Origin of the sequence: Photobacterium sp. WH77 (assembly GCF_022014395.1) — a bacterium.
Classification (GTDB): Bacteria; Pseudomonadota; Gammaproteobacteria; order Enterobacterales; family Vibrionaceae; genus Photobacterium; species Photobacterium arenosum.
In genome coordinates, this window is sequence record NZ_JAKLTE010000001.1 from 353,834 (window position 1) to 380,724 (window position 26,891).

At 57.3% G+C, this 26,891-nt stretch carries 15 protein-coding genes; 14 read left to right on the top strand and 1 reads right to left on the bottom strand.

What is annotated here, in order from left to right; all coding sequences use genetic code 11:
* Positions 1–19: 19 nt before the first annotated feature.
* The 11 genes from L6J37_RS01560 (at position 20) to L6J37_RS01610 (ending at position 22,706) form a co-directional block, all read left to right on the top strand.
* A complete protein-coding gene (locus tag L6J37_RS01560) occupies positions 20–2,449 on the top strand; it encodes a DUF3772 domain-containing protein (protein ID WP_237793887.1) in 2,430 nt (809 codons plus the stop codon).
* Between the two features lie 119 nt (positions 2,450–2,568).
* On the top strand, positions 2,569–3,297 hold the full coding sequence (locus tag L6J37_RS01565) for a 4'-phosphopantetheinyl transferase family protein (RefSeq protein WP_218382699.1): 729 nt from the start codon (positions 2,569–2,571) through the stop codon (positions 3,295–3,297).
* Between the two features lie 55 nt (positions 3,298–3,352).
* Complete coding sequence (locus L6J37_RS01570) at positions 3,353–4,582, top strand: MFS transporter (protein ID WP_237793889.1); 1,230 nt, start codon at positions 3,353–3,355, stop codon at positions 4,580–4,582.
* Between the two features lie 230 nt (positions 4,583–4,812).
* Positions 4,813–6,729 carry a TonB-dependent receptor domain-containing protein gene (locus L6J37_RS01575; RefSeq protein WP_237793891.1) on the top strand — a complete coding sequence of 639 codons (1,917 nt, stop codon included), beginning with the start codon at positions 4,813–4,815 and terminating at the stop codon, positions 6,727–6,729.
* Positions 6,730–6,912: 183 nt separating this feature from the next.
* Positions 6,913–8,139 (top strand): isochorismate synthase, encoded by a 1,227-nt coding sequence (locus L6J37_RS01580; protein ID WP_237793893.1) that lies wholly within the window; start codon positions 6,913–6,915, stop codon positions 8,137–8,139.
* Entirely contained in the window at positions 8,136–9,824 is a 1,689-nt protein-coding gene (locus L6J37_RS01585) for a (2,3-dihydroxybenzoyl)adenylate synthase (protein WP_237793894.1), read from the top strand. Before L6J37_RS01580 ends, L6J37_RS01585 begins: the two co-directional genes overlap by 4 nt.
* Complete coding sequence (locus L6J37_RS01590) at positions 9,821–10,738, top strand: isochorismatase (RefSeq protein WP_237793896.1); 918 nt, start codon at positions 9,821–9,823, stop codon at positions 10,736–10,738. Before L6J37_RS01585 ends, L6J37_RS01590 begins: the two co-directional genes overlap by 4 nt.
* Positions 10,735–13,857, top strand: a complete 3,123-nt coding sequence (locus tag L6J37_RS01595) for an amino acid adenylation domain-containing protein (protein ID WP_237793898.1) — start codon at positions 10,735–10,737, stop codon at positions 13,855–13,857. Before L6J37_RS01590 ends, L6J37_RS01595 begins: the two co-directional genes overlap by 4 nt.
* A complete protein-coding gene (gene dhbA / locus L6J37_RS01600) occupies positions 13,857–14,654 on the top strand; it encodes a 2,3-dihydro-2,3-dihydroxybenzoate dehydrogenase (RefSeq protein WP_442956993.1) in 798 nt (265 codons plus the stop codon). The genes L6J37_RS01595 and dhbA overlap by 1 nt, the downstream gene beginning before the upstream one ends.
* A 32-nt stretch (positions 14,655–14,686) precedes the next feature.
* A complete protein-coding gene (locus L6J37_RS01605) occupies positions 14,687–21,163 on the top strand; it encodes a non-ribosomal peptide synthetase (RefSeq protein ID WP_237793900.1) in 6,477 nt (2,158 codons plus the stop codon).
* Positions 21,150–22,706, top strand: a complete 1,557-nt coding sequence (locus L6J37_RS01610; RefSeq protein WP_237793902.1) for an amino acid adenylation domain-containing protein — start codon at positions 21,150–21,152, stop codon at positions 22,704–22,706. The genes L6J37_RS01605 and L6J37_RS01610 overlap by 14 nt, the downstream gene beginning before the upstream one ends.
* A 128-nt stretch (positions 22,707–22,834) precedes the next feature.
* On the opposite strand, the gene L6J37_RS01615 is transcribed toward L6J37_RS01610, so the two are convergent.
* Positions 22,835–23,770 (bottom strand): ABC transporter substrate-binding protein, encoded by a 936-nt coding sequence (locus L6J37_RS01615; protein WP_237793903.1) that lies wholly within the window; start codon positions 23,768–23,770, stop codon positions 22,835–22,837.
* Between the two features lie 152 nt (positions 23,771–23,922).
* Here L6J37_RS01615 and L6J37_RS01620 point away from each other — a divergent pair, with 152 nt between their 5' ends.
* Genes L6J37_RS01620 through L6J37_RS01630 form a run of 3 tightly spaced genes read left to right on the top strand, consistent with a single transcriptional unit; the run spans position 23,923 to position 26,857 of the window.
* The gene (locus tag L6J37_RS01620; protein ID WP_330872729.1) at positions 23,923–24,933 is read left to right on the top strand and encodes a FecCD family ABC transporter permease; all 1,011 of its coding nucleotides are present in this window, start codon (positions 23,923–23,925) and stop codon (positions 24,931–24,933) included.
* 8 nt (positions 24,934–24,941) lie between these two features.
* Complete coding sequence (locus L6J37_RS01625; RefSeq protein WP_330872730.1) at positions 24,942–26,057, top strand: FecCD family ABC transporter permease; 1,116 nt, start codon at positions 24,942–24,944, stop codon at positions 26,055–26,057.
* Positions 26,057–26,857, top strand: a complete 801-nt coding sequence (locus L6J37_RS01630) for an ABC transporter ATP-binding protein (RefSeq protein WP_237793904.1) — start codon at positions 26,057–26,059, stop codon at positions 26,855–26,857. Before L6J37_RS01625 ends, L6J37_RS01630 begins: the two co-directional genes overlap by 1 nt.
* The last annotated feature ends 34 nt before the right edge of the window (positions 26,858–26,891 follow it).

The following is a 26,891-nucleotide window of genomic DNA, read 5'->3' on the forward strand; positions in this document are numbered from 1 at the left end:
CCTGTGCTGGATTTAAAGCATGCAGCAACGAATATGGCCAGGCCAGTGGCATCGACTCATCGCAACCGCCTTGAGCGGCCTCTTTGTCATCCTGCTTCAGGGGCTGCTTAGTGCCAGTGCGACAAGCGCAGAAGCACCAGCATTGAAAGCGCTGCACCAAAAAGAGCCTTATGTCAGCTGGGATCGCACTGCGTCAGAAGCACGGGTGCTGCTGCAGGCAACTACTGCAGATACCACTAAACTAGAGCGCATTCGCGCCACTCTGGCTGAACAGCGGGGTGAAGCTTATCAGTTATCACAAGATAAATCGGTGGATGTACGATGGCTGGAAGCGCAAATAAAATCCCTTGGTCCGGAACCGGAGGAAGGGGAAAGCGAACCTGAGGTCATTGCCAGCCGTCGTGCCGAGCTGGAAAATGAACTGGCCACAGTCAGTGCTCCGATTTTTCTTGCCGATGCAGCGTATGAACGGGCCAACCTCCTGGTAGGCGAAGTCGACAAGGTGATCCGCCAGAACCTGTCTGAAAAATTGCTGAATAAAAGCCCGACCCCGTTATGGCCAGGGCGGTGGGGAGACGCGCTGAGCGAACTGAAACAGTATGCCGGAGTGTTAGCACAGCAGTTCCACGCCGTCAGGCAAGATCCGCAACAAGCCCGTAATATGAGTGCATCCATAACCCCGTTTCTGGTGTTCATGGCGTTGGCTCTCCTGACTATGCTGGTGATACAGCCTTGGGTGATCAACCGGCTGGACAGGTTTAGCCATAACCTGACCAAGAAAAGCCAGATTCTGATCTGCAATGTGTTCTCAACATTACTGAGGCTGTTCTTTCCTTTGCTCACCGCGCTCTTATTAGTTGTGGCAATCGGCCAGCTGAAGTTGCCTTTGCCGTCTGTGAAAGCGACGATCAGCGCACTGGCGGGTGCGGCTGTGTATATTGTTGTCAGCCATTGGCTGGGGTTTCTGATATTCCGGCCCAAGGCAGCAGAACAGCGAATTATCCATCTTGATGACGCTTCAGCCCGGCGTGGCATGCGGATCTGCCAACTGCTCGGGGTGTTTCTCGGTCTGATTATCCTCTTGACGGCAGTCAAAACGGATCATGCCTTTTCAGCGGCCAGTTCGGCATTTTTGACCTTGCCTGTTATCGTATTCGGCAGCTGGTTAATGTGGCAACTGGCGAAAGTTTTAAGCAAGGCCGCCAGGAAAGCCGATGAGACCGATGAGCAAAGCGAGCAGGCGAATCATGTCAGTCGTGGTGTGCTTAACGCGCTGGTGTGGTTGATGAAGGCCTCCAGTATTCTCAGTGTCGTTTTTGTCTGCGTGGGCTACGACAGTCTGGCGCGGCAGGCCATTATACCTATGGTGATGTCCATTGCGCTGATTGCCTTTGCCATGGTTATTTACTACGGCCTGCTGAATGTCATTAACCGGATCATGGGAGGTGACAATGAGCAAGACACAGAAGCGAGTGTCAGCGAGGGGTTGTTACCCATAGTGCTGATTGTCATTATGTTCATGCTGTTTGCTCCAATGCTGGCACTAACATGGGGCGCCCGGCTTACCGATATCGCAGAAATCTGGCGGCTGTTGTCCGATGGCGTTGAGCTGGGGGATGTCCGTATTTCTCTGGACGTTATTATTACGTTTCTGGTGGTGGTGTTTGTCGGTGTGCTGCTCACGCGATGGATTCAGCACGTCATGCGTCATTCTGTGCTGCCGAAAACCAAGACCGACCCCGGTGCACAAACCGCGATTGTGACAGGACTGGGTTATGTGGGTTATACCCTGGCTATCATTATTGCCGTGTCAGCGGCGGGTCTGAATTTATCCAGCCTGGCAGTGGTGGCTGGCGCATTGTCGGTCGGTATTGGTTTTGGCCTACAGACCATAGTGTCGAATTTTGTCTCCGGTATTATTCTGCTGATCGAGCGGCCGATCAAAGAGGGAGACTGGATTGAGGTTTCCGGTCATTCGGGTTTTGTTCGTAAGATAGCCGTTCGATCAACGCGAATCGAAACCTTTGATCTGCAGGATGTGGTGGTGCCCAACTCGGATCTGATCGCCGGTATCGTAAAAAATATGACCCTGCGATCCGACCATGGCCGATTGATAGTCCCGGTTGGTGTAGCCTACGGCAGCGATCTCAATATCGTCAAACAAGTGTTGATGGAGGCGGCCAAAAAGCATGGCATGATCCTCAGCTATCCCGAACCTACCGTTGTCTTTACCGAGATGGCCGATAGCGCTTTGCTGTTCGAGCTTCGTTGCTTTGTCCGCGATATCAAACAGTACATGATTATCAAATCCGAACTTCTGTTCGATATTTATCAAACGCTTAACGAGCAGGGCGTCAGTATCCCATTCCCACAACGTGATGTGAGTATTAAAGGGCTGGAAAAGTTACTGAAAGCGTGGGAGGAAAGAAAAGCGGAATCGGGTGACTGAGCGATGAGTCTCGCGCGTTGCACCGAAGATCTGAATGCATAAACCCAACAAAGGATTGTATGACGATACTGCAATCATAATAATGACAGCCATTGTTCTCTGCTATGGCTTTGCTCTTTATGATGACTCCGTCCGCTTTCTTTCAGCCGCTGCGCTCAGTCACTTTGCCCGGATGTGGCACTGAAGTGTTACTGGCCGGGTTTGATCTGCACCATTACTCGCCGTCCCTGTTCAACCAGTTTGGCGTCAAGATGCCTGACGCAATAAGCCGGGCAGTGCCTAAGCGACAGGCGGAATTTCTGGCCGGCCGTTATCTGGCGCAGCAACTGCTGAAAGAGCGGGGAATGGCACCGGTCGAGATAGCGGTTGGCGACAACCGTGCACCTGTCTGGCCACAGGGGCTGACTGGCAGCATCAGCCACCATGACCAGCTGGCAGCCTGTGTGATTTGTCCTCAACATCATGAGCAGGCCGGTGTTGGTTTAGATATTGAGTTACCCGTTAACGCGGATATTGTGCCTGGCATGCAGGGGATGGTCGTCAATGAGCAGGAGCTGGCCAGGCTGGAAACAGATGAACAAAATGCAATCTGGTTGATGACCCTGATGTTTTCCGCTAAAGAGAGCATTTTTAAAGCCTTATATCCGCAAGTTCAGCGCTATTTCGACTTTCTGGATGTCTCGTTTCTGGGCATGGATGATCAGTGGCTGTACTTTGAGTTGAACACAGAGCTGGCTGCGTCTTTGCCCTCCGGCCGACAGGGAAAGGTGCATTACTCCAGGATGTCAGAGTCTGTGTTCACGTTTACCCGTTCCGAGTATTTTACTGATAATAATTATCATTATTGAGTTTGTTCCGGCCGGCAGTTACAATCGCTTTTTTTTGTGAATGGGTCGTGCCGTCATGGACAGCAACACGCTGAATGCTAAGTCAGTGTTAAGGCTTGCTCTGCTTATCAATATGCTCTCGGTCGGAACCCTGATGATGGTGATGCCGATGGGGCCAGATTTAGTCCGGGATATTGGTTTACAAGGTGAGCATATTGGATACATCAGCGGTGGTGCGACATTCGGCTCCGCGATAATTGGATTTTTTCTTGCCCCTGTTTTGGATCGCTTCGATAGGCGGGCTGCACTGACGTTGTTTCTTTTGCTTCGCTCTGTCCTGATTGCGTTGTGCGGTCTGGCAGCTACGCCGGAACAACTGCTGCTGATGTTTATTGCCGCTGGCTGTTTCTCGGGCCCGCTCAGTGGATTAATCATGGCATCCGTTCTTGATGTAACCAAAGTGGCTGAACGGGGCAGGGCGATGGCCTTTGTTGCCAGCGGTTTTTCGCTGGCGGCGATCATTATTGTCCCGGCTTCTTTGTTGCTGGCGCAGTGGCTGAACTGGCAGATGACTTTCTTCTTCTTTGGTGGCATGGGACTGATACTGGCGGTAGCGGTACGGATCTGTATGCCGTCGCTGGTGCCACAGCAACAAATGGCCGGAAGTCCGGCAGCACTATCGGCAGGGCTGGCCGGGATGGTTGGGTCAACACCGTTTCTGCTGGCGATGGCGATGATGGGGATCAGCCTGTTCGGGCATTTCCTGTTAGTACCGAATCTGTCGGCTTATTTCCAGTTCAACCTCGGTTTCCCGCGTAACGAAATCAGTTGCCTGTACCTGCTGGGCGGGGTCATGAGCATACTTGCAATGCGATACAGTGGCAGGATGATGGATAAGGGATCAGGTCAAACGGCCTTGTTTGGTCTCAGTGCTATTGTGGCGGCTGTGGTGTACTACGGCTTTGTCAGCGACAGTTCGGACAAATGGGTCTATCTGATTTTTATGATTCTGATGGCATCCAGCTCGGCGCGCAGTGCGGTGCTGGCGGCATTCACCTCAAGGGTGCCTCCTCCGCAGTATCGGGCGGCCTTCATGACCTATCAGTCGACTGTCTCGAACCTGGCTGCCGGTGCCGCCAGCATCATGGGTTCGGTATACCTGACATCCGGCCCGGCGCATCAACTGCTGGGGCTGGATACGCTGGCAACGGCCACTATAGTCAGCGCGATTGCCGTGCCATTGCTGGTCTGCTGGTTTATCCCTTCGCTCAAGCAGGCTCAGGTTTCACAACAGGCTCCGGGTTAATCCCGGAGTTTTTTTATCTCTTTTATTCTCCCCGCCAATATCCCCTCAAGTGCATATAAAAACATCATTTTTATAAGTAATCAGTCTCAGTCTTTCCGTTGCACTTGAACGCGAATAAAAAAAGTTATCAATTCGATTGAACTTTTATTGACGTTGATAATAACAATAATTATCATTTGCGCCATTGTTATTAATGGAGTGTTGAAATGTTTCAGCAACAAGGAGATAGTGTGATCAAGTTAACTCGTTTGAACCGGGCTTTATGTGTTGTCGGTATGGTCTCTTCATTTACGGCGATGGCCGAAGTGGCCAACAAAGAAGTGATGGTGGTGACGGCGAGTCAGACGGAGCACCCTGAATTAACGGCTCCTGCTTCTGTGTCTTATATCACGCGTGAAGAACTGGATAATCTGGTGGTCAATGATGTCGGCGAAGCGATCAAAAAGCTGCCGGGTATCAACATCAATCCAGGCACCTCATACGGCCGGAATGAAATCAAAATCCGCGGTCTGTCTTCAGACTACACCTTGCTGCTGATCAATGGTCGTCGCATTAACTCACGTGATGGCCTGCTCAGCGCCTACGGCAACGACTTTGACCTGTCCAGTATCCCAATGTCCGCGGTTGAGCGTATCGAAGTGATCCGTGGCCCGATGTCATCCCTTTACGGGGCCGATGCGCTGGGCGGCGTGGTTAACGTCATCCTGCGCAAACCAACGGAAGACACGCAGGGCTCTGTCGGTTACCAGTTTGACGGTATCACCGAAGGCTCCGGCGGCGACACCAATAAGATCAATGCGTATGTCAGTGGTGCGCTGATCCCTGAAACCCTGCTGGGTAACCTGATCGTTGAAAAAAGCGATCGTGATGCCTGGCGCACGGATAAGTCTGTTAACCCGGATACCGATGTACTGGAAGAGCGCGACGAGCTGAACCTGTACTCGAACCTGAAGTGGCTGGTGAATGAGCAGCAGGATATCGATCTGGATTTGATCTACAGCAAAGATGATCGTGATGCGGACTGGAACAATTGGGGAACTGCGGTCAACAACGTGCAGGAGATGGAGCGCTATAACATCGCGCTGACTCACTATGGTTACTGGGCCAACTTTGATTCCCGCCTGCGTTACAACCTGGATATGTCCGAGCTGAGAGACGATTCCGAGCTCAACGGCGCGGTCGGTAATATTGATCAAACCAATAATACCGTGGATGCGCAGCTGTCCGGCTATCTGGGTGAGCACCTGCTGACCGGTGGCGCGGAATATCGTGATACCAAGCTGAAGAATAACCTGACCCTGAACACTGATTCGGTGAACTACAGTCAGGCGGCAGTTTACCTGCAGGACGAGTTCTCGCTGGGTAATCTGGCCCTGACCCTGAGCGGCCGTTATGACGATCACGAAGTGTACGGCGGTGAGTTCAGCCCGCGTGCGTATGCGGTTTATAAAATCAGCGACAGCTGGGTCGTGAAAGGGGGCGTCGGTAAAGCCTTCAAAGCACCGAGCCTGAACCAGTACAGTGATTCTTACTCAGTACTGGCCTGCCGTGGTGCTTGTAGCGTAGTCGGTAACCCGGATCTGAAAGCCGAAACCTCGCTGAGCTATGAGCTGGGTACCAGCTATGAAGCCGCTCGCTGGGGCGCCGGTCTGACATTGTTCCAGAACGACATTGACGACATGATTCAGGCAGAAAACTGGGACCGCGTCAGCACCGAGCTGAGCTACTTCAATGTGGCAGAAGCTGAAGTGAAAGGCGTGGAAACCATGGCCTGGGTGGACATTACAGACACTGTGAGCCTGTCGGCGAACTACATGTATACCAGTGCTGAAGACAAAGACACCAAGAAAGATCTGATTCTGTCGCCAAACCATACTGCCAATGTCCAGCTTGACTGGCAGGCACTGGAAAACCTGTACGCGTACACTTCGTATCAGTACACAGGTTCTCAGTATGTGCGTTCAGGTCAGAAACTGTCGGCATACGGCACCATGGATCTGGGTGCCCGTTACGAAGCCATTGAGAATCTGAACCTGAAACTGGGTGTCACTAATCTGACCAACGAAGAGCGTGACGAAGCCGCGACTCAGCTTGATTACATCCTGAAAGCCCGCAGCGTCTATGCCGGCGTGTCATACGACTTCTGATAACAACATCAGTCAGGACCACCTGACACCCAAAGAGCCAATGAACATTGGCTCTTTTTTCCCTGCAAAAGCAATGTGATGTCACTTTCTAACAATTAAAGCCCTAACGAATTAACACTCAATCAGCCAGTTTACGATGCGTCATAAGCTGCACACATTCTTGCGTAAAAAGGGAGTTGTGACATGCAACATACTCAAAGTGAGAATCCAATACTGAATCCGGTATTCTCACCGAATAGTGATCTTTTCTTCTCGTCTGTTTACCGAACAGTCAGAGGTAAAGGGATTAGCCAAATTATCACCACACCAGCCATTCACGGTGAGCACAGCCAGAGTGAATTCCAGCAGGTTATTCAACAGAAATTCGCCGAAGAAAAAGCCAAAGGTATTGAAAACCCCATTTTAATCGGTTCGATTCCGTTTGATGTTTCTGAGCCATCCTGCCTGTATATCCCCGAATCTGTCGAAGTGACCGAGCATCAGCCGGACACCTTTGGCGAGCACAGCGGAATGTCAGCCAGCAAACCCTTACAGGTGCTGGCAAAGCGCAGTGAACCGGAAGAATCTGTGTTCAAGCAGGCTGTCGCGCAGGCGGTGGAAAAATTTCAGCGCACCCAGCTGGAAAAAGCCGTGTTGTCACGGGTGCTTAATATTGAGCTGAGCGATGACGTATCAGCCGATGATATTCTGGCCCGTCTGATCAAACAAAACCCGACTGGCTTCCATTTCGCCATTCCGCAACAGGATCAGTCGGTGTTACTGGGCGCCAGCCCTGAGCTGCTGATCCGTCAGGAAGGGCTGCATATTCTGTCCAATCCGCTGGCGGGCTCGGCGAAGCGCCAGGCCAGTGCGGACGCCGATCAGCAAGTCAGTGAAGCATTGCTGCAGTCGGTCAAAGACAGGTATGAACACCGTCTGGTGATCGATGAAATTGCCCAGCAACTCAGGCCTTACTGCCGTGAGCTGGATGTGCCTGCCGGTCCGTCTTTGATCAACACCCCGACCATGTGGCATCTGTCGACCCGGATTGAAGGTCAGCTCAACACGCCGGATAACGCAACTGCGCATTCAGATGACTTGCCTTATAACGTGTTGCAATTGGCGTGCCTGCTGCACCCAACCCCTGCGGTCTGCGGCTTTCCGTTCAACCTGTCGCGCGATGCGATCAAAGAGCTGGAAGGCTACGAGCGCGGCATGTTTACCGGCATGGTCGGCTGGTGCGATTCCCAGGGCAATGGCGAATGGGCGGTCACTATCCGCTGCGGTAAAGTGCGCGAAAAATCCGTTCGCTTGTTTGCCGGGGCCGGTATCGTCGACGCATCCTGCCCGCAGGCTGAATGGGCGGAAACCGAAGCCAAACTGGGCACTATGCTCAACGCCTTCGGACTGGGCGAGCAGGGGGTAGCATGAGCATTGCCTTTACGCCCTGGCCGCCAGCGCTTGCCGAGCAGTACCGCCGGAAAGGCTATTGGACCGATGTGCCCATGACCGACATCCTGACGCGCCACCTGGATGAGCGTGCCGAACACCGGGCGCTGATGTGCGGTGAACGCAGCTGGACTTACCGCCAGCTTGAACAGGATGCCGAGCGGCTGGCGGCATCACTGCTGCGGCTGGGGGTGAAACCCGGTGAGACCGCACTGGTGCATCTGCCCAATGTGGCGGAGTTCTATATTGTTTTCTTTGCCCTGATGAAACTGGGCGTGGTGCCGGTGAATGCCTTGTTCAGCCATAACCGGCATGAGCTGACAGCCTATGCGGAACAGATCCGGCCGACGCTGGCGATCGTCTCGTCCCGCCACAGTTTATTTGCGGATGGTGAGTTTGCCCAGGCGCTGAGCCAGCAGGTGCCTACCCTGAAGCACTGGCTGGTCGATGGCGATGCCGGTTTCGGCGACTCGTTAGCCGCGGCTATAGCAGCAGGCACACAGTCGCAGAGCTGCGCTCTTAATGCTCAGGCCGATGAGACCCTGAGCTGGCCAGATTTGTCGGCCTCTGAGGTGGCCTTTTTCCAGCTGTCCGGCGGCAGTACAGGTACCCCGAAACTGATCCCCCGTACCCATAACGACTATTACTACAGTGTGCGTGCCAGTGCAGACATCTGTCAGCTGGATACTGACACAGTTTTCCTGTGCGCCTTACCGGCGCCGCACAACTTTACCCTGAGCTCACCGGGCGCGCTGGGCGTGTTTTACGCCGGTGGTGCTGTGGTGCTGGCAGCAGAGCCCAGCCCGATGACCTGTTTCCCGCTGATCAAGCGCCATCAGGTCACCATGACCTCTCTGGTGCCACCGGCTGTCACACTGTGGTTGCAGGCGGCCGCGGATGATCGCTCGGCGCTGGACAGCCTGCAATGGCTGCAGGTCGGCGGCGCCCGGCTTGGTGAAAGTCTTGCCCGTCGTATTGAGCCTGAACTGGGCTGCCGTTTGCAGCAGGTGTTCGGCATGGCCGAAGGTCTGGTCAACTACACCCGCTTTGACGACAGCGAGTGGCATGTGCTGAACACTCAGGGACGCCCGATCAGCGACGATGACGAAGTGCGGATCGTGGATGAAGACGGCCAGGATGTGCCGCGCGGCACCCCCGGCGCCCTGCTGACCCGCGGCCCTTATACCTTCCGTGGCTATTACAACAGCCCGGAGCACAATCGCGTCGCGTTTGATCAGGACGGTTTTTACCGCTCCGGCGATGTGGTGGTGATGACAGAAGACGGCTACCTGATGGTGGTCGGCCGTGACAAAGATCAGATCAACCGCGGCGGCGAAAAAGTGGCGGCGGAAGAGATCGAAAACCAGCTGCTGGCTCTGCCGGAAATCACTCAGGCGGCACTGGTTGCCATGCCCGATGAGGTGATGGGTGAGAAAAGCTGCGCCTTCATTGTCACCACAAATCCCAAGCTGAAAACCCTCAGTATCCGAAAGCACCTGCGGACGTGCGGCATCGCCGACTACAAGCTGCCGGATCGGATCGAGAAACTCGACGCCTTACCCATGACGCACGTCGGCAAAATTGACAAAAAAGCCCTGCGTCAGTTGATTGCCAACCAGGTACAAGCCCAGTCACAGCCTCAGCCAGAAAAGGACGTTTTATCATGACTATTCCAGCATTACCGACTTATACCATGCCTGCTGCCGAGGCCTTTCCTGCTAACAAAGTGTCGTGGGCCTTTGAGCCGCAAAAAGCGGCGTTTCTGATCCACGACATGCAGGAGTACTTCGTCAGTTTCTATGAGCGTGACAGCGCCCTGATGCAGACCCTGCTCAGCAATCTGGTGGCCCTGAAAGCCTTCTGTAAAGCCAACGGTATTCCGGTGATCTACACCGCCCAGCCTAAAGAGCAGAACATGGCAGACCGGGCCTTGCTGAACGACATGTGGGGGCCGGGTCTGAACAAATCGCCTGAGCTGCAACAAGTGGTTGCGGCGCTGGCGCCGGAAGCGGGCGATACCGTGCTCGACAAATGGCGTTACTCGGCGTTTCAGCGCTCGCCGCTGGAGCACATGCTCAAAGAGCTGGGCCGTGATCAGCTGCTGATCGGCGGCATTTACGGCCACATTGGCTGCCTGATGACGGCGGTGGACGCTTTTATGCGCGACATCAAGCCTTTCATGATCGGCGATGCAATTGCCGATTTCTCGCTCGAAGAGCATGAAATGGCGCTCAAGTATGTTACCGGACGCGCTGGCATGGTGGTATCGACCGCTGCGCTGATTGGTACTGCTCAGCAGGCTAGCTCACAGCACAGCGAGTTGCCGGAAGTGCTGACCCGCAGCGGCCTGCTGGCACGCATTGCCAGACTGGTGGAAGAAGAGGAAGACGAGTTTGATCCGGAAGAGAACCTGATCGACTACGGCCTGGATTCGGTGCAGATCATGTCATTGATCACCGAATGGCGTAAGCACGGGGTGGTAATGAACTTTGTCCAGCTGGCGGAAACCCCGACCTTTAATCACTGGTGGGGCTTACTGGAACAAGCACTGGACAATGTGAACAAGGAGGTGCAGGGATGACAGCACTCAATACCGCTCAGCACGGGCTGTGGCTGGGGCACACCCTCAATGAAGACAAGGCGTTGTTTAACACCGCCGAATGTATTGTGTTTGACGGCAAAGTGGATGCCGGAAAACTGGAGATGGCTGTACGCCAGGCGGTGGCGGAAAGCGAGTGCCTGTCCTGTTACTACCGCAGCGAGAATGAGCAGCCTTACCGGGTTGCTGCCGCTGAACCTGTGGCGTTTGAGGTGGTGGATCTTGCCTTGTCCGGCGGACAGGACGCCGAGCTCGCGGCCGTGCGCCGCTGGGCCGAGCAGGATATGACGCTGGCGTTCGATCTTGAGCAGCAGTTGCCCGGCCGCTTTGCCCTGCTTCGCGGCGGGCAGCAGGATTATCTCTATAACTGCGTCCACCATATCGCGCTGGATGGTTTTGGCACCACCCTGGTCTTCCAGCGGATCGCTGAGATTTATTCCCTGCTGGTACAGGGTGTACAGGTTACGCCGTCGCCGTTCGGATCGTTTCAGGCGGTGCTGGATGAAGATCAGCAACGGCGTGACTCCGGCGCCTATGGTAAAGCCCGCCAGTTCTGGCTCGATACCCTGGCCGGTAATACCGCGCCTTCATCGTACAGCCGCGATGTGGCGCCGATTGCGGCCCGCTTTCGCCGTCAGAGCAGCACCTTCAGCGACAGCCTCTGGCAGCAGTGCCAAAGCCTGGCTGATCAGCACCAGCTGACCTGGGTTGATGTTTTCCTCGCCGCGCTTTGTGCGCATCTGCGTCACTACAGCGACACCGAGCAGGTGGTACTGGGGATGATGGTGATGAACCGTCTGGGCTCTAAATCGCTGACCGTACCCAGCATGCAGATGAACATAGTGCCGCTGGTGGTCGAGGTCTGCGGTGGCGACGATCTGCTGAGTGTGGCGCGCAAAGTGGCGGCGCACAAAAAGAAAATGCGCCGTTTCCAGCACTACCGCTATGAAGATCTGCGCCGTGATCTGAACCGGGTCGGCGGCAGTCAGCGTCTGTATGGCGCGCTGATCAATATCATGCCGTTCGATCATCCGTTGCAGTACGGTAACCTGGCAGCCGATACCCTGAATCTCAGTGCCGGACCGGTGGAAGATCTGACTATCGAGCTGCACAGTAAATCGGAAGGGCTGCCGGTGGTGGACTTTGATGCCAACCCGGCGGTGTACGAGCAAGATGAGCTGGCAAATCTGCAACAGGAGCTGCTGAGCCTGCTGGCGAACTGGTTAGCGGCTCCGGGCCAGAGCACAGACACTCTGCTGGGTGGCTTGCATGCCAAGGCGCGACTGGATGCCATGATTCAAGGTGAAAAACACGGGCAGACTGAGGTGACTTCAGTGCTGGCCGCGATCCGTCGCCATGCCGCTCAGCACCCGGATACTATCGCGCTTGAGCAGGACGGTATGTCGCTGACCTATCAGAGTCTGATGGAGAGAGCCGATGCCGCCGCCAGCGCCTTACTGACACAGGGTGTTCAGCCGGGCGAAAAAGTCGGGGTGGCGTTGAGCCGCTCTCTGCCGTGTATCACCACTGTACTGGGGGTGATGCTGAGCGGCGCGGTCTACGTGCCGCTGGATCCTGAACAGCCGATTGAGCGTCAGAGCAGCATCGTCAGCCAGGCCGGGATTCGCATGCTGATCACTGAAGCCCAGCACCAGCACCGTCTGTCGGTGCTGCCGGTGACGATTCAACTGGCCGGTCATCTGTATGCCGCGCCTGTGGCTTTGCCTGAAACGGCAGACACCGATCTGGCCTACATCATGTTTACCTCCGGCTCGACCGGACAGCCAAAAGGCGTGGCCATCAGCCATTATGCGATGAATCACTTCGTGGCCGCCGCTGCCACCCGATATGACATCAATGCGAGCGATCGGGTGTTGCAGTTTGCGCCGTTCAACTTCGATGCCAGCATTGAAGAAATCTTCGTGACTCTGAGTCAGGGCGCCACGCTGGTACTGCGAACCGACGCCATGCTCGAATCCATGGCCACCTTCTCTGATTCAATCACCGCCGCCGGGATCAGCCTGCTGGATCTGCCGACCGCGTTCTGGAACGAATGGGTAGTCAGCCTGCAGGCGGGCACAGCTACCCTGCCGAACACGCTCAAAGGCGTGATTATCGGCGGTGAAGCCGTGTACCCCGAACCGCTGGCCCAGTGGCAGAAAGTGGTTGAGCAGGCAGGTATCGCGAACGACGTGCGTCTGTTTAACACCTATGGCCCGACGGAAACCACAGTGGTGGCCACCTGCAGCGAGCTGCAGAATTTTCACGGTGAGCACAGCCAGTTACCTATTGGCCTGCCGCTGCCCGGTGTCGGGGTGCTGGTGCTTGATGCGCAGTCTCGTCCGGCGAGCACAGGTGAGCTGGTTATTCTGGGCGACACCCTGGCGGACGGCTATCTGGGACAGCCCCATCCGGCCTTTACCAGCCTGCAGGTGGGTGATGAACAGCGCCGGGCTTATCGCACCGGCGATCGGGTCACTCTGACAGATGGTCAGCTGATTTATCTGGGACGGATCGATAACGAGTTCAAAATCAGTGGTTACCGCATTCAGCCGGGCGAAGTGGAATCCCATCTGCTGGCTCTGGACGGGGTGGACGAAGCCTGCGTACAGGGCATGGTGTTCGACAACGGTATCCGCCGTCTGGTGGCCTTTGTCGCTGGTGAACAGCACGAGAGTCTTGATGCCCTGAGCATCAAAAAAGCCCTGCAGGAAAACCTGCCTCCGGCCATGATCCCGACCGATTTCCGCTTTTTTGCCAGCCTGCCGAAAACCGGCAGCAACAAGGTCGATCGCAAAGCTCTGGTGGCTGGCTATCAGAATGACAGCGCCGAGCAGGTGCTGGCCAGCGAAACCGAAAGCCGGGTCGGCTCTGTCTGGCAGCAGATCCTCGGGGTTAGCGCGATTCAGTCGCAGGATAATTTCTTTGAGCTGGGCGGCCAGTCTTTGCAGACCATTCAGATTGTGAACCGCCTGGGCGCGGAGTTTGACGTCAGCATCAAGGTGTCCGATGTGTTTGACCGCCCGGTGCTGAGTGATTTCTGCCGCTATCTCGATGAGATGCAGCAACAAAGCGAAGACGAAGTGGAGATGGTGTGGTGATGGCAGCGCAGCAGCAAACAGCAATGACCTTCAGCGGTCAGTTCGAGAACAAAGTGGTCTGGGTGACCGGTGCCGCTCGCGGCATCGGGCACGCGGTCGCCATGAGCTTCCACCAGCTGGGCGCTCAGGTGATCGGCCTGGATATAGATTTCAGCGCTGCACGTGAAGCGGGCACTGAACACCCGTTTGCCACCTATGAGGTGGATATCAGCAACCCGGATGCAGTCAGAGAAGTGGCGCAGAGGATTCTGGCGGCCTTCCCTGTGATTGATGTGCTGGCGAATGTCGCCGGGATTTTGCGGATGGGACAGACCGAGGAGCTGTCAGTGGATGACTGGCACACCTGCCTCAACGTCAACGCTTCCGGTGTGTTTTACCTGCTGCAGCAGGTGATCCCTGTGTTTAAGCAGCAGCGTCACGGCGCTGTGGTGACTGTCAGCTCTAATGCCGCGCACATTCCGCGTCAGCACATGACCGCTTATTGTGCCTCCAAGGCGGCACTGAGCAGTCTGGCCAATTGCGCTGCTCTGGAGCTGGCGCCGTTTGGTGTGCGCTGCAACCTGGTATCGCCGGGTTCGACCGATACCCCGATGCAGCGCTCACTGTGGCACAGCGAGGATGCCGAGCAGCGCACCATTGCCGGTTTCCCCGAGCAGTTCAAGCTGGGGATCCCGCTTGGCAAAATCGCTCAGCCACAGGAAATCGCTCAGGTTGTGGTGTTCCTGGCCTCCGATCTGGCCAGCCATGTCACCATGCAGGATATCGTGGTGGACGGCGGGGCCATTCTTAACGCCTGAGCAGGCGCCTAACAGTGAAACAGGAAAACACAATGACAGACATGATTTCATTTTTGGCGGATCTTGAGCGCAAAGGCGTCCGGCTGGCACTGAACGAGAAAGGGCAGCTGATCTCTCAGTGCAGCAAGCAGGCACTGACGCCGCAAATCGGACAGCAGATCCGCGACAACAAAGACGCCATCATCCGTTGCCTGAGCGCCCGCCAGGCCTATGAGCAACCCATTCCGGTACAACAGGCGGCCTCCGGGCCGCTTTCTTTCTCGCAAAGCGGCCTGTGGTTTATTGAGCAATATGAAGACAACTCGCACCTGTACAACATGCCGGTGCATTTTCGTCTGACCGGCCAGCTGGATGTCGGCGCGCTGGAATACGCCTTCTCGGCACTGGCACAAAAGCATGCCAGCCTGCGAACCCGCTTTCTGCGCAACAGCCAGGGCAAAGGTGAGCAGCATATCGCGGCGCAGACTGAGCTGACGGTGATGCACCATGACTTGTCCCATCTGGACAAAGCGGCGCGCGAGCAGGCACTGCTGAAAATGGTCGAGGAAGACATCTACCGGCCGTTTGATCTGGAACAGGGCGGCCTGACCCGGGTCGAACTGGTCAGGCTGGGAGAGGAAGAGCATCTGCTGATGCTGACCCAGCACCACATTATTTCAGACGGCTGGTCGGTGAAAAACATGTTTGCCGATTTCAAGCAGGCGTTTCTGGCCTATCAGAATAACCAGCAGCAGCCGGTGAAACCGACAGCGGTCAACTATATCGATTACGCCCACTGGCTCAACTCGCCGGCGTTTCGCGACTATCACGAAGAATTTCGCCCGTTCTGGGTCGAGCGCCTGAAAGGTATCCCGGAAGTGCATGCGCTGCCGCTGGATAAACCGCGTCCGGCCAGTCACAACAATGACGGTGCGCTGGTGTTCTCTGACATCTCACTGCCGAAGTGGCAGCAGTTCCAGCGACTGTGCCAGCAGAACAGCAGTTCTTATTTTATCGGCCTGCATGCGGTGTTCTCGTTGCTGATGGCCCGTATGGGCGGCGATAAGGATGTGGTGATTGGTACGCCGCTGGCCTACCGTGAGCGCGCCGATATCGAAGATGTGGTGGGCTTTTTCGTCAATACCATAGTGCTGCGCACCCAGCTTGATGAGCACCTTAGCTTTGCCGATTACCTGCGTTACTGCCGGGAGCAGGATCTGGCGGCGTTTGATCATCAGCTGTTCCGCTTTGAATCGCTCAGTGAAGCGATCGGGGCCGACCGGACCACAGCCCTGAACCCTATCTTCCAGATCATGCTGGTCTATCAGGCCAAGGTAGATTTTAACGATCTGATCCCCGGCTGTGGTGCGGTGGAAGAACCCTCGCCGGTACTGCCGGCAAAAACCGATTTGTCACTGAAAGTCACCGAGCTGGTGGACGGCGTCCGGCTGGAATGGCTCTACAGCAAAGGGGTGTTTGAACACCAGACAGTGGCCCGCTTTGCAGACATGTTCCTGACGTTGCTGGACGGCATTCTGGCCGCGCCTCTCGCCAATGTGATGCAGTTGCCTGTGGTGGATGAAGCGCATCAGGCCAGCATCGCTCAGGCACTGGCAGGTTTGCCGGCCCGCGTCGATGCCCCGCTGCTGATCCACCAGCAGGTGAGCCGTCATGCGGCAGAGTGTCCGGCTCAGCCGGCCGTGACCGGATTCGACCGGACCCTGAGCTATCAGGAGCTGGAGCAGGCAGCGAACCGGCTGGCGCATTATTTACTGGCTCAGCAGTCGCACAGCGAAGCTCAGCCCGCGGAGCATAAAATTGGCGTGGTCGCCAGCCGGACCACTCAGTATGCGGTGGCGGCACTGGCGGCCTGGAAAGTCGGAATGAGCTATGTGCCGCTCGATCCTGCTTATCCGAGCGCCCGGCTGCAACACCTGGTCGATGACGCACAACTGACCCTGATCATTGCCCCGGATACCCAGTTTGCTGAGTCCCATGGCGCGCTGACAGGGTGCAAAGTGATCAATATCACAGCGTCATCCATGGCTGAGCCGCTGTCACTGCTGCCCGAGACACCGCCTGCCGTGACTGTCAGCGCGGACGATCTGGCCTATGTCATTTATACCTCTGGCTCGACCGGTCTGCCAAAAGGGGTGGAAGTCGAGCACGGCGCGTTTGTCAATGTGCTGACCGATCATACTGCCCGCCTGGCGCTGAGCGCAGACAGCGTGATGTTTAATCCTATGTCACTGGCTTTTGATGCCGGGAACATGACAGCCATTCTGCCACTGTTTGCCGGATCGCAGCTGGTGCTCGGCGAGCCGGATGACAGCTTGCTGGATCAGGCCGAGGCACACGGCGCTACGCATATGATCAGCTCGACTGCGTTGTTTGCCGCCATGGCACCGCGACCGCTGAGCTCGCTCAACATAGTCGCGTTCGGCGGCGAAGCCTGTCCGGCCACTCTGGCGGCCAGCTGGCAGGGTAAATTGCGCCTGCTCAATATGTATGGCCCGACCGAGTTCACAGTGACAGCGCTGGTGAAAGAGCTGCAGCCGGGTGAGCCGGTGACTATCGGTCATCCGGTCAAAAATACTCAGGCGCTGATCCTCGATGCGCAGAGCCAGCTGTGCCCTGTGGGTGTTGCGGGTGAACTGTGTCTGACCGGTCTGGGTCTGGCCCGGGGCTACCTGAACCAGCCGGAGCTGACGGCTAAAGTCTTTGTGACCGTTGAGATTGCCGGACAGAGCGTGCGCTGCTATCGCACCGGCGATAAGGCGCGCTGGCTCAATAACGGCGAGGTGGAATACCTGGGGCGGATGGATCAGCAGGTCAAACTGCGCGGTTACCGGATTGAGCTGGCCGAAATTGAAAGTCAAATCGCCAAAGTGGCGCCGCAGCTGCATCAGGTGCGGGTGATCGTCGCCGGTGAAGGTGCGCAGCGCCAGCTGGTGGCCTATGCCACGGCGGAAACCTCATCTGTGGTGGCTCAGCAGCAGCCGGACCCGGGCCAGATCCTGTCTGCCGCGGCCCGCATTCTGCCGGAATACATGGTGCCGGTCGAGCTGCTGGTGCTCGATGAATTGCCACTGACGGTTAACGGTAAGCTGGATATCAGCCGCCTGCCGGCCCGCCAGCGGGTGACGGGTGAAGGTGCTCAGCCGGAAACGGAGACGGAAGCCCAGGTGCTGGCTATCTGGCGCGAGGTGCTTAATACCGAACTGGGCGTGGAAGATGATTTCTTCCGTCTCGGTGGTGACTCAATTCTGAGTATCCAGCTTAACACCCGTCTGCGTGATGCCGGTTTTGCCTGTACCGTCAAAGATGTGTTTGAAGCCAAGACGGTACGTAAACTGTGCCGGACCCTGGCTGCGCATGCTGAGACGGAACGGGCGGTCGATGCTGAGCAGGGTCAGTTGTCCGGCACCTTTGATTTGCATCCGATTCAGCGCTGGTTCGATGCCCAGCCTTTCGCCCGTCCGGCGCACTGGAATCAGGCGGTGGTACTGGCGATTCCGGATCTGGATACGGCCCGTCTGACAGCCATGATGTCACAGCTGCTGGCCCATCATGACGCCTTGCGCCTGCGGGTGACGGAAGAGGATGGAGTGCGCCGTCAGCGTTATCAGGCCGCTGTTACTGTGCCTGAGCTGACAGAGCTGGATGCGGCCGCCATGACGCAAGATGAGCTTTATGATGCTCTGACCGCGCTGCAGTCGCAGTTTGATCTTGAGAACGGGCCTGTCATGGCCTGGGCGCGGATCCGTCATCTGCCGGGTGAGGAGGGCGCGGCGTCTCAGATCGGTCTGTTTGTGGCATTGCACCACTGGGTGGTGGATGCAGTGTCCTGGCGGATCCTGGCTGACGATCTGCAGCGGCTGTCGCAAGGGCTGCCGCTGGCGGATAAAACCTCCAGTTACCGTCAGTGGGGCGAGGCGCTGAAGGACTATGCCGATAATCATCCGGCGCAGTTTGACTACTGGCACAGCCAGCTTGAGAGCGCCCGTAATGGTGCAGGCAGTGCGCTGCCTGCTACACGCAATACAGACAATGACGGTAACGTCATTCCGAGTCAGGCCATGCTGCAGCTGGATCAGACACAGACTGACCGTCTGGTGGGACCGGCCAATACTGCGTTTAGCACTGAGGTGCGCGACCTGCTGCTGTCGGCCCTGAGCGTGACGCTCAATGCGCTGGGCTGGGGTGAGCAGTCAACCGTGATGCTCGAAGGCCATGGCCGGGAGGAGATTGGCGCGCAGCTGGATGTCAGCCGCACCGTGGGCTGGTTTACCAGTACCTATCCCTGCACTGTCGCTGTGCAGCCTTCGCTGGCAGAGACCATCAAACAGGCCAAAGAAGCCCTGCGTCAGATCCCGGATAACGGGGTCGGTTTCAATGCCCTGCGCTGCTATCACCCTCAGGGGGAGCAGCTGACTTTCTCGCCGCTTGTCTTTAACTATCTCGGCCGTCAGACCCAGAAGCAGGGCCAGCAGGCCGAACTGTGGCGTCCCTTGCCTGTGATTCCGGGGCAGACCGCTTCGCCGCTGAACCCGGGCGCGGAGCTGCTCAGTCTGCATGGCGGGATTTACGACGGTCAGCTGACGCTGCGCCAGGTCGGGGTGCTGGATCAGGCATTGAGCGAGCAGTTCATGACGGCGTTCAAAGCCAACCTGCTGGCGATGATCCATTACTGCGAGCAGCATGCCGAGTCCCACGGACGGCAGTCGACGCCATCGGATTATCCGCTGGTGAGCCTGACGCAGCCGGAGCTGGACAGGCTGAGCAAGCGGTTTGAGATTGAAGCGTTGCTGCCGGCTTCATCGCTGCAGCAAAGCATGTTTGCCCATCAGCAGCGTTGCCCGGACGATGAAGCCTATCTGCTGCAGACGCCGATCCGCTACCGTCAGCTGCTGGATCTGGCGCGTTACCAGCAGGCATGGCAAGCGGTTGTGGCCGCTTACCCGGCTTTGCGCACTGTGCTGAGCGGCCCTTATCGTGCCGGTAATCAGCTGATCCAGGTGGTACAGCGCCAGCTGGTACTGCCGTTTGAGGTGGTGGATCTGACCGGCGAGGACGATGCCGAGGCGCTGATCGCCGAATACTGCCAGTATGATCGTCAGCGCGGTATGGCGCTCGATGGCGATGCCTTACTGCGTGTGCGCTGCTTCCGCCTGGCCGACGAGGATATTCGGGTGATCTTCAGCTGTCACCATGCTGTGATTGACGGCTGGAGTGGCCCGCGTTTGTTTGCCGCGCTGCATCAGGCTTATGAGGCACTGGCGGATCATGAGGATGACGATTGCTCTGGGGTGCTGCCGGTCGATCAGGCCTATCTGGCCCATGCCGAGTATGCCGCCAGCAGCCAGCCTGAAACTGCTGCCTTCTGGGCAGGCAAAGCGCTGACAAACGCTCAGGCCGATGATTTAAGCCTGCTGTTCGGCCCGGATTTCGCTTCATCACCGCTGCAGCAGCAGCCTGAAATCGTGAAAACCGTGCTGAGCGCGCAAGCTCAGGCTGACCTGCAGCACTTTGCGCGTCAGGTGGGTGTAACCCACAGTACGGTGGCGCAGTTTGCCTGGCACCGTCTGGTTGCGCGCCTGACCGGCCAGCCATCGAAAACCACCACGATTGTCGGTAACGTGGTGCCGGGGCGTGATGCGCCGGTGGCCGGTATTGCCGCCAGTGTCGGGCTGTATATCAACACCTTGCCGCTGATCATCCACTGGCAGAATGAGGCGTCGCTGGCCGAGCAACTGCTCGGGCTGCAGGGCGAGGCTATGGCGCTGAACCAGCATGCGACCCAGTCGCTGATGGCCTTGCAGGCCGGACGTAGCCGCTTGTTTGACAGCGTGTTTGTCTATGAGAACTACCCGCGCGCCGAGGGGAATGCCAATCGTCAGAGCGAGACAGCTGACGGGCGACTGCGTCCCGAGTTTGGCCCGGCGTTTGAAAAAGTGGAGATCCCGCTCAGTCTGGTCGTCAATGAAGTGGGCGGTCAGCTGTCGCTGCGCTTTGAATTTGATGGCGCGCAGGTCGATCCGTCCCGTGCCAGTGAGGTGCTGATGCTGTGGCAGGAGGAACTGCTGCAGGTGATCGCCGCCGATCCGCAACAGGCATGGCCGCTGACGCCGTTCGAGGGAGCGACTCAGCCCCTGCCATATCAGGAGGCGAAAGTCCGGCCTGTGCAAGATCATCCTGAGCGGGGCGTGATTGCAACTGAAATGGCTGAGCTGGTCAGTGAGGTCTGGCAGCAGAGCACCCCGCTGCCAGTGACGCCGGAGCATGACACCTGGCATCAGCCTTGGTGCGCGCTGGGGATAGATTCTCTGGCGGCCATTACGCTGGTACAGCGCCTGAATCATGCGCTGAATATGCATGATGTGTCGGCGGTGGGCGTCATGCAGCCTGTGACCTTAGCCTTCCTGTATCAGCATGCCACAGCGGATGCGATGTGCCGGGCACTGAGTGCTGCCAGTTCAGAGCCGCTTTATCAGCAGTCTGAACAGGAGGTGGCGGATGTCAGCAACTAAGCTTCGGGCTAAGTTTCGGGCTAAGCTCCGGGCAGATACTGCGCCGGACTTAGCGCCTATGCTGGAGGCAGCCCTGATCGGGGCGGCCGAATCCGGCCGGGTGGCGATTGACTTTGGCGAGCAGTCGATAAGCTATCGTCAATTGCTGGCAGCAGTCAGCCGGGTTCAGCAGCAGCTGAATCAGGCAGGGCTGCTGCCGGGCAATCGGGCGGGGATTCATGTAGAGCGCTCGCCAGTATTGATCGCAACTTTGCTGGCCTGCCTGTTTTCCGGCGTGGCGTTTGTGCCGCTCGATCCGTTGTTTCCGGCCGGACGGCTGAGAGACATTGCTGAGGAAGCGCAGTTGGATGCGGTGCTGGAGACGGGCGGGGATGATTCCGCGCCAATCGGCTTTTGCTGCCCGGTGCTGTCTGTGGAACCTGAAGGCGAATGGCCGTTGCTGGCGGGGGGCAATGCAGCGCCAATGAGCTCGCCCTTGCTGCGCCCGAGCACCACGGCCTACATGATGTTCACGTCCGGCTCGACCGGCAAGCCGAAAGGGGTAGTGATCAGCCATCAGGCGCTGTCGACTTTTCTCTGTGCGGCGCTAGCTAGGCTGAATCTGGATGCCGGTTGTCACTGGCTGCTGATCACCACAATCGCTTTTGATATCTCGATGCTGGAGATTTTTGCGCCCTTACTGGTGGGCGGGCGTTTGCGGCTCACCAGCAGCGAAGAGCATAAAGATCCCCATGCCGTTGCCGCCATTTTAGCGCGCTATCCCTCGGTCAATACGCTTCAGGCCACGCCGACTTTCTGGCGGATGCTGGTCAATACCGGCTGGCAGGGCCAGACCGGGTTGACTGCACTAACCGGCGGTGAAGCCTTGGATGGCGGGCTGGCGCAGCAGTTGTTATCGCGCTGCGCGGTGCTGTGGAACTGCTATGGCCCGACGGAAGCGACGGTCTGGTCATTGATGTCACAGGTGCAACCTGATCAGCCGATCACTATCGGCCGCAGTCTGGCCGGTTATGGGCACCTGGTGCTGGATGACAATGATCAGCCGGTGGCTGTGGGCCAGGAAGGGGAACTGTGTATTTATGGCGATGCGCTCAGTGACGGTTACTGGCAAAGGGCGGATCTGACCGCACGCCAGTTCATCAACCGTGCCGATGGCCTGCGTTATTACCGTACCGGTGATCACGTCCGGCGGCTGGCGGATGACAGCTATCAGTATTTTGGCCGCCTGGACGGTCAGGTCAAACTGCGAGGCTACCGGATCGAGCTGGGTGAGATTGAAGCGCGCCTGCGCGGGTTAGCCGCCGTCAGGGATGCCGCGGTCACACTGGAAGGAGAAGGTGAGCAGGCAACTCTGGTCGCGTATCTGGAACAGGGGGAGCGCAGTGGGAACAGCGGTTCGCCGGAGATGACCCGCCTGCAACTGCGCAAGGCTCTGTCTGCCCATCTGCCCGGTTATATGATCCCAGGACGTTTTGTCTGGCTGGCCCGCCTGCCGACAACTGCCAGCGGAAAAGTGGATCGCAAGCAGCTTGCTGTCGGTTAATGCGGCCTGTTGTCACAACGGAAAAAACCGCCAGATTGACGTCTGGCGGTTTTTTCATGGCTGCGCTTTTTTATAGAAGCGCTTTTTATTGGCTGCGCTGTTTATGACAGCGCTGGCTCTGTGAGCGTTTACTGCGTCAGCGGCCGGGCATCCGGGGTATTGACCAGTCTGGCGATGTCATCCATCACTTTCAGCGCGGCCAGCGGGCCGCCGACTGAGGTCCACAGCGAGCCGTCAACCGGAGCAAAGCGGCCGGATTCAATAGCGCTCAGCTGGTGAAATGCCGGGGTGTTCTCGGCCTGTTTCATCGCTTCAACCGCTTCGCCTGAGGTGCTCAGAGTGCCGATCACCATCCAGTCGCCGTCCAGCACAGCCAGGGCTTCCAGACTCAGCGACATAGAGTGGGTATGCCCCGGATCCTGCTGGTTGGCCGGGCGTTTCATGCCGACATCGGTGATTACCTGGCTGGCAAAAGAGTCACGGAACATGTAAGCCGGGCCTTTCGGGTTCCAGCGCACCACGCTGATGGTCTGGCCCAGCTTGTCACCAATCGCTTGTTTGGTTTTTTCCGCATGGGCCTGGTAACGCGCCATAAAGGCATCGGCATCGGCCTGACGGTTCAGGATATTGGCGGTGCGTTTAAACACACTTTTCCAGTTTTCGCCGTAGTTGAAAGTGACCACAGTCGGGGCGATTTCGCCCAGCAGTTCAATCACTTCCGGGCGGTTTGGCGCCGTCAGGATCAGATCCGGCTCCAGCTCAAGAATAGTTTCCAGATTCGGACGGGACAGATCACCGACGACCTGAATATCGCCGTTAATGGCCGGGGTCAGATAACGGGGCAGGGTTTGCTGGCCGCGGCCATTGACTGTGCCAATCGGGGTCATGCCCAGCGCCAGCGCGGTATCCAGATCGATCTCGCTGAGGGTAATGACGCGTTTCGGGTGCGCCGGGACTGTGACTTTCTCACCCAGCGCATCTTCTATGGTGCGGGTATCGGCAGCACTGGCTTGGCTCGCCATGCAGAACAGGGCCAGGGCCGTAAAGAGGCTTAGTCGCAACATAATGCTCCTTATTATGTGTATCAATAAGTTGAATGAAGAGCTCGAAATTGTACTTGATAAAGATATTGAGAACTATTTTTATTTAATGCTGTTCTCTGAAAAGACGGATTGATATCATGCTCAGCTTCGTTGTTATACATGGAGTTGCAAGCGTGTCGAAACTTCACCTCGTCTGGTTGGCAGCAGGCGTGTTCAGTGTCTGTTTTTTTTCTGTGATGTCTATGTCGGTCGGTGCCGGGGAGTACGGCGCAGCAGAAGCGCTGGCCTACTATTTCTCTGCCATTGTTCCGTCAGAACACATGACCATGGTGATGGATACCCTGCGCTTGCCGCGCACTCTGTGCGCCCTGATGGTCGGTGTCAGTTTGTCACTGGCCGCTTCATTATTACAAAGCGCCACCCGTAACCCGCTGGCGGAGCCGGGCTTGCTGGGCGTTAATGCCGGCGCTGTGCTGGGGCTGGTCACCGGCCTGACCTATTTTGGCGTCGAATCCGCCGAGGGCTATCTGGTCTGGTCCGGACTGGGCGCACTGGCCGGGAATATCGTGGTACTGCTGGTCGGCCATGTGATGGGCAAGTCCAGCCCGCTCAAACTGATTCTGGTCGGGGTAGCGATGAACGCGACCTTCGGCGGTTTATCCAATTATATTTTGCTGTCGAACCAGGTGGTGCTGGATCAGTTCCGCTTCTGGAATCTGGGTTCGCTGGCGGCGGCCGATATGACGGCGATGGCGCTGATATCGCCCTTTATGCTGGCTGCCATAGTGCTGACCTTCCTGCTGGCCCGCCAGCTCACCATGATGCAGCTCGGGGAGCAACAGGCCCGCTCGCTTGGCATTAATACCCACTGGGTGCGCATCGGCGTGCTGCTGGCCTCGACTCTGTTCACCGCCTGTGCCATTTCTGTCGCCGGGCCGATCAGTTTTGTCGGTTTCCTGGCGGCCTATTGCGCCCGTATGGTAGAGCCGGTACGTCTGTCTTTGCAGGTCATTTTCTCGGCGTTGTTCGGCGTCTGTTTTATTCTGATCGCCGATATTCTGGCCCGCTGGATGATCCAGCCTTATGAAATGCCCAACGGGGTATTGCTGGCTATGATAGGGGCGCCTGTGCTGATTGGCGTGGTCCGGCGTGGCGGTTTCCGCTCGCTGCTGGCGGTGAAGTAGGAGCCTGAATGATGGACAAAAGTATGTCGCAGCACATGGCTGCCAGTGAGCGACCAGTGGCCTCGTTAACCCCAGCTCAACCGGCACGGCATATCCCGTACGGCAAGTGGTTGTGGCAGTTCGGCAACAAGACCCTGCTGGTGGAGCGCCGGGCTGTGCTGTTAGGCGCGCTGCTGATGCTGGTGCTGGTGGCGATGAGCCTGCTGGCGGTCAGTATCGGCTCGGCCAAACTCACGCCCTGGCTGGCACTCAAAGCTTTGTTTGGTGAATCGACCCGGATGGTCGAGATCATGGTGTTTAAAATCCGTCTGCCCCGTGTGGTGGCCGTGTTAGTCGCAGGTGCGGCCATGGGGCTGTCGGGGTGTATGATCCAAACGCTGGTGCGCAACCGGCTGGCGACCCCGGATATGGTGGGGGTGAATGAAGGGGCCACGCTGGCGATCACCTTTTTTACCTTATACCTCACGCTGGGTTCCTGGCCCTGGTGGGCGGCGCCGCTGGGCGCTGTGGTGGCTGCGGTGATGCTGTATATGCTGTGCCGCAATCCCGGCGAGCAGGGCTATCTGTTTGTGGTGATAGGTATCGGGGTGTCGGAGCTGATGCGCGCGGTGGGCGAGTTTCTGATGTCGACCGAATCTATCGTGCATGTCAGCAGCGTCTATTTCTGGACCATGGGTAACTTTGTCGGTCAGGGCTACAGTGTCAGTCTGCCGGTGGCCGGATTGCTGCTGTTACTCAGTCCGGCGGTGATTTACTTCTCCCGCCAGCTGGATGTGCTGCGGCTGGGGCTGCCGACCGCCCAGAGTCTGGGCGTCAACGTCAGCCGGGTGCAGGTGGCGATTCTGATGCTGGCGATTCTGATTGCCGCACTGGGAACGGCCATTGGCGGCCCAGTGGTGTTTATCGCCATGGCGGCTCCCATTATTGCGACTTTCCTGCTGCGGGGACGTATCGTGCCGCTCTGGACCGCCGCCATACTGGGGGCGCTGTTACTCCTGCTGAGCGATACTCTGGTGCGGGTACTGGCCGATCCCCACGAAGTGGCCACCGGGATCATGACCCGCATTCTGGGTGGCATCATGCTATTTATATTTCTACTGCGAGATAAAGGACAGGCAGACTAATGACAGCGTTATCGATGACAGGCGTAGGGTTTTCCTACGAGAGCAAGACCGTCCTCAGGGATGTCTCATTTCGTCTCGGCAAAGGTAAGCTGGTTGGCATAGTCGGCCCGAATGGCGGCGGTAAATCGACGCTGCTCAAGATGATGGCCAAGCAGCTGGCCCCGCAGCAGGGCGAGATCACCCTCAACGGCACATCGCTGGCGGACTACTCCATGAAAGCGCTGGCCAGAGCGCTGGCTTTTCTGCCGCAGCAGCCGATCAGCCCGGCCGGGATCACGGTGGAACAACTGGTGCAGTACGGTCGTCATCCCCATCAGGGCTGGTTCAGCCAGTGGAGTGACGAAGATGCCGCTCAGGTCGCCAAAGCCATTCAGTGGATGAAACTGGACGATTTGCTGCAGCAACCTGTGGCCAGCTTGTCCGGCGGTCAGCGTCAGCGCGCCTGGCTGGCGATGATTCTGGCGCAGGATACTGATGTGATTTTGCTCGATGAGCCGACCAGCGCGCTGGATATCGGCCATCAGATCGAAGTGATGGAAAGCATCAGTCAGATGGTGGCAATGGGTAAAACCGTGGTGCTGGTGATACACGACCTGGCGGCGGCCGCGCGTTACTGCGATGAGCTGGTGGCGATTGGTGAGCAGGGCGTGGTGGCGGCAGGGCCGGTCGCCGAGGTGATTACCAAGCCGATGATCGACAAGCTGTACAATACCCATGTCGATATTCTCAAAGCGCCGTTTGATGATGCGCCTGTGATTGTGCCGCGCCGTCAGGCAGACTGGCAGCAGATCGCGGGCTAGCAGCAGCCTGTTGTACAGTCAAAAGAGTTACGCA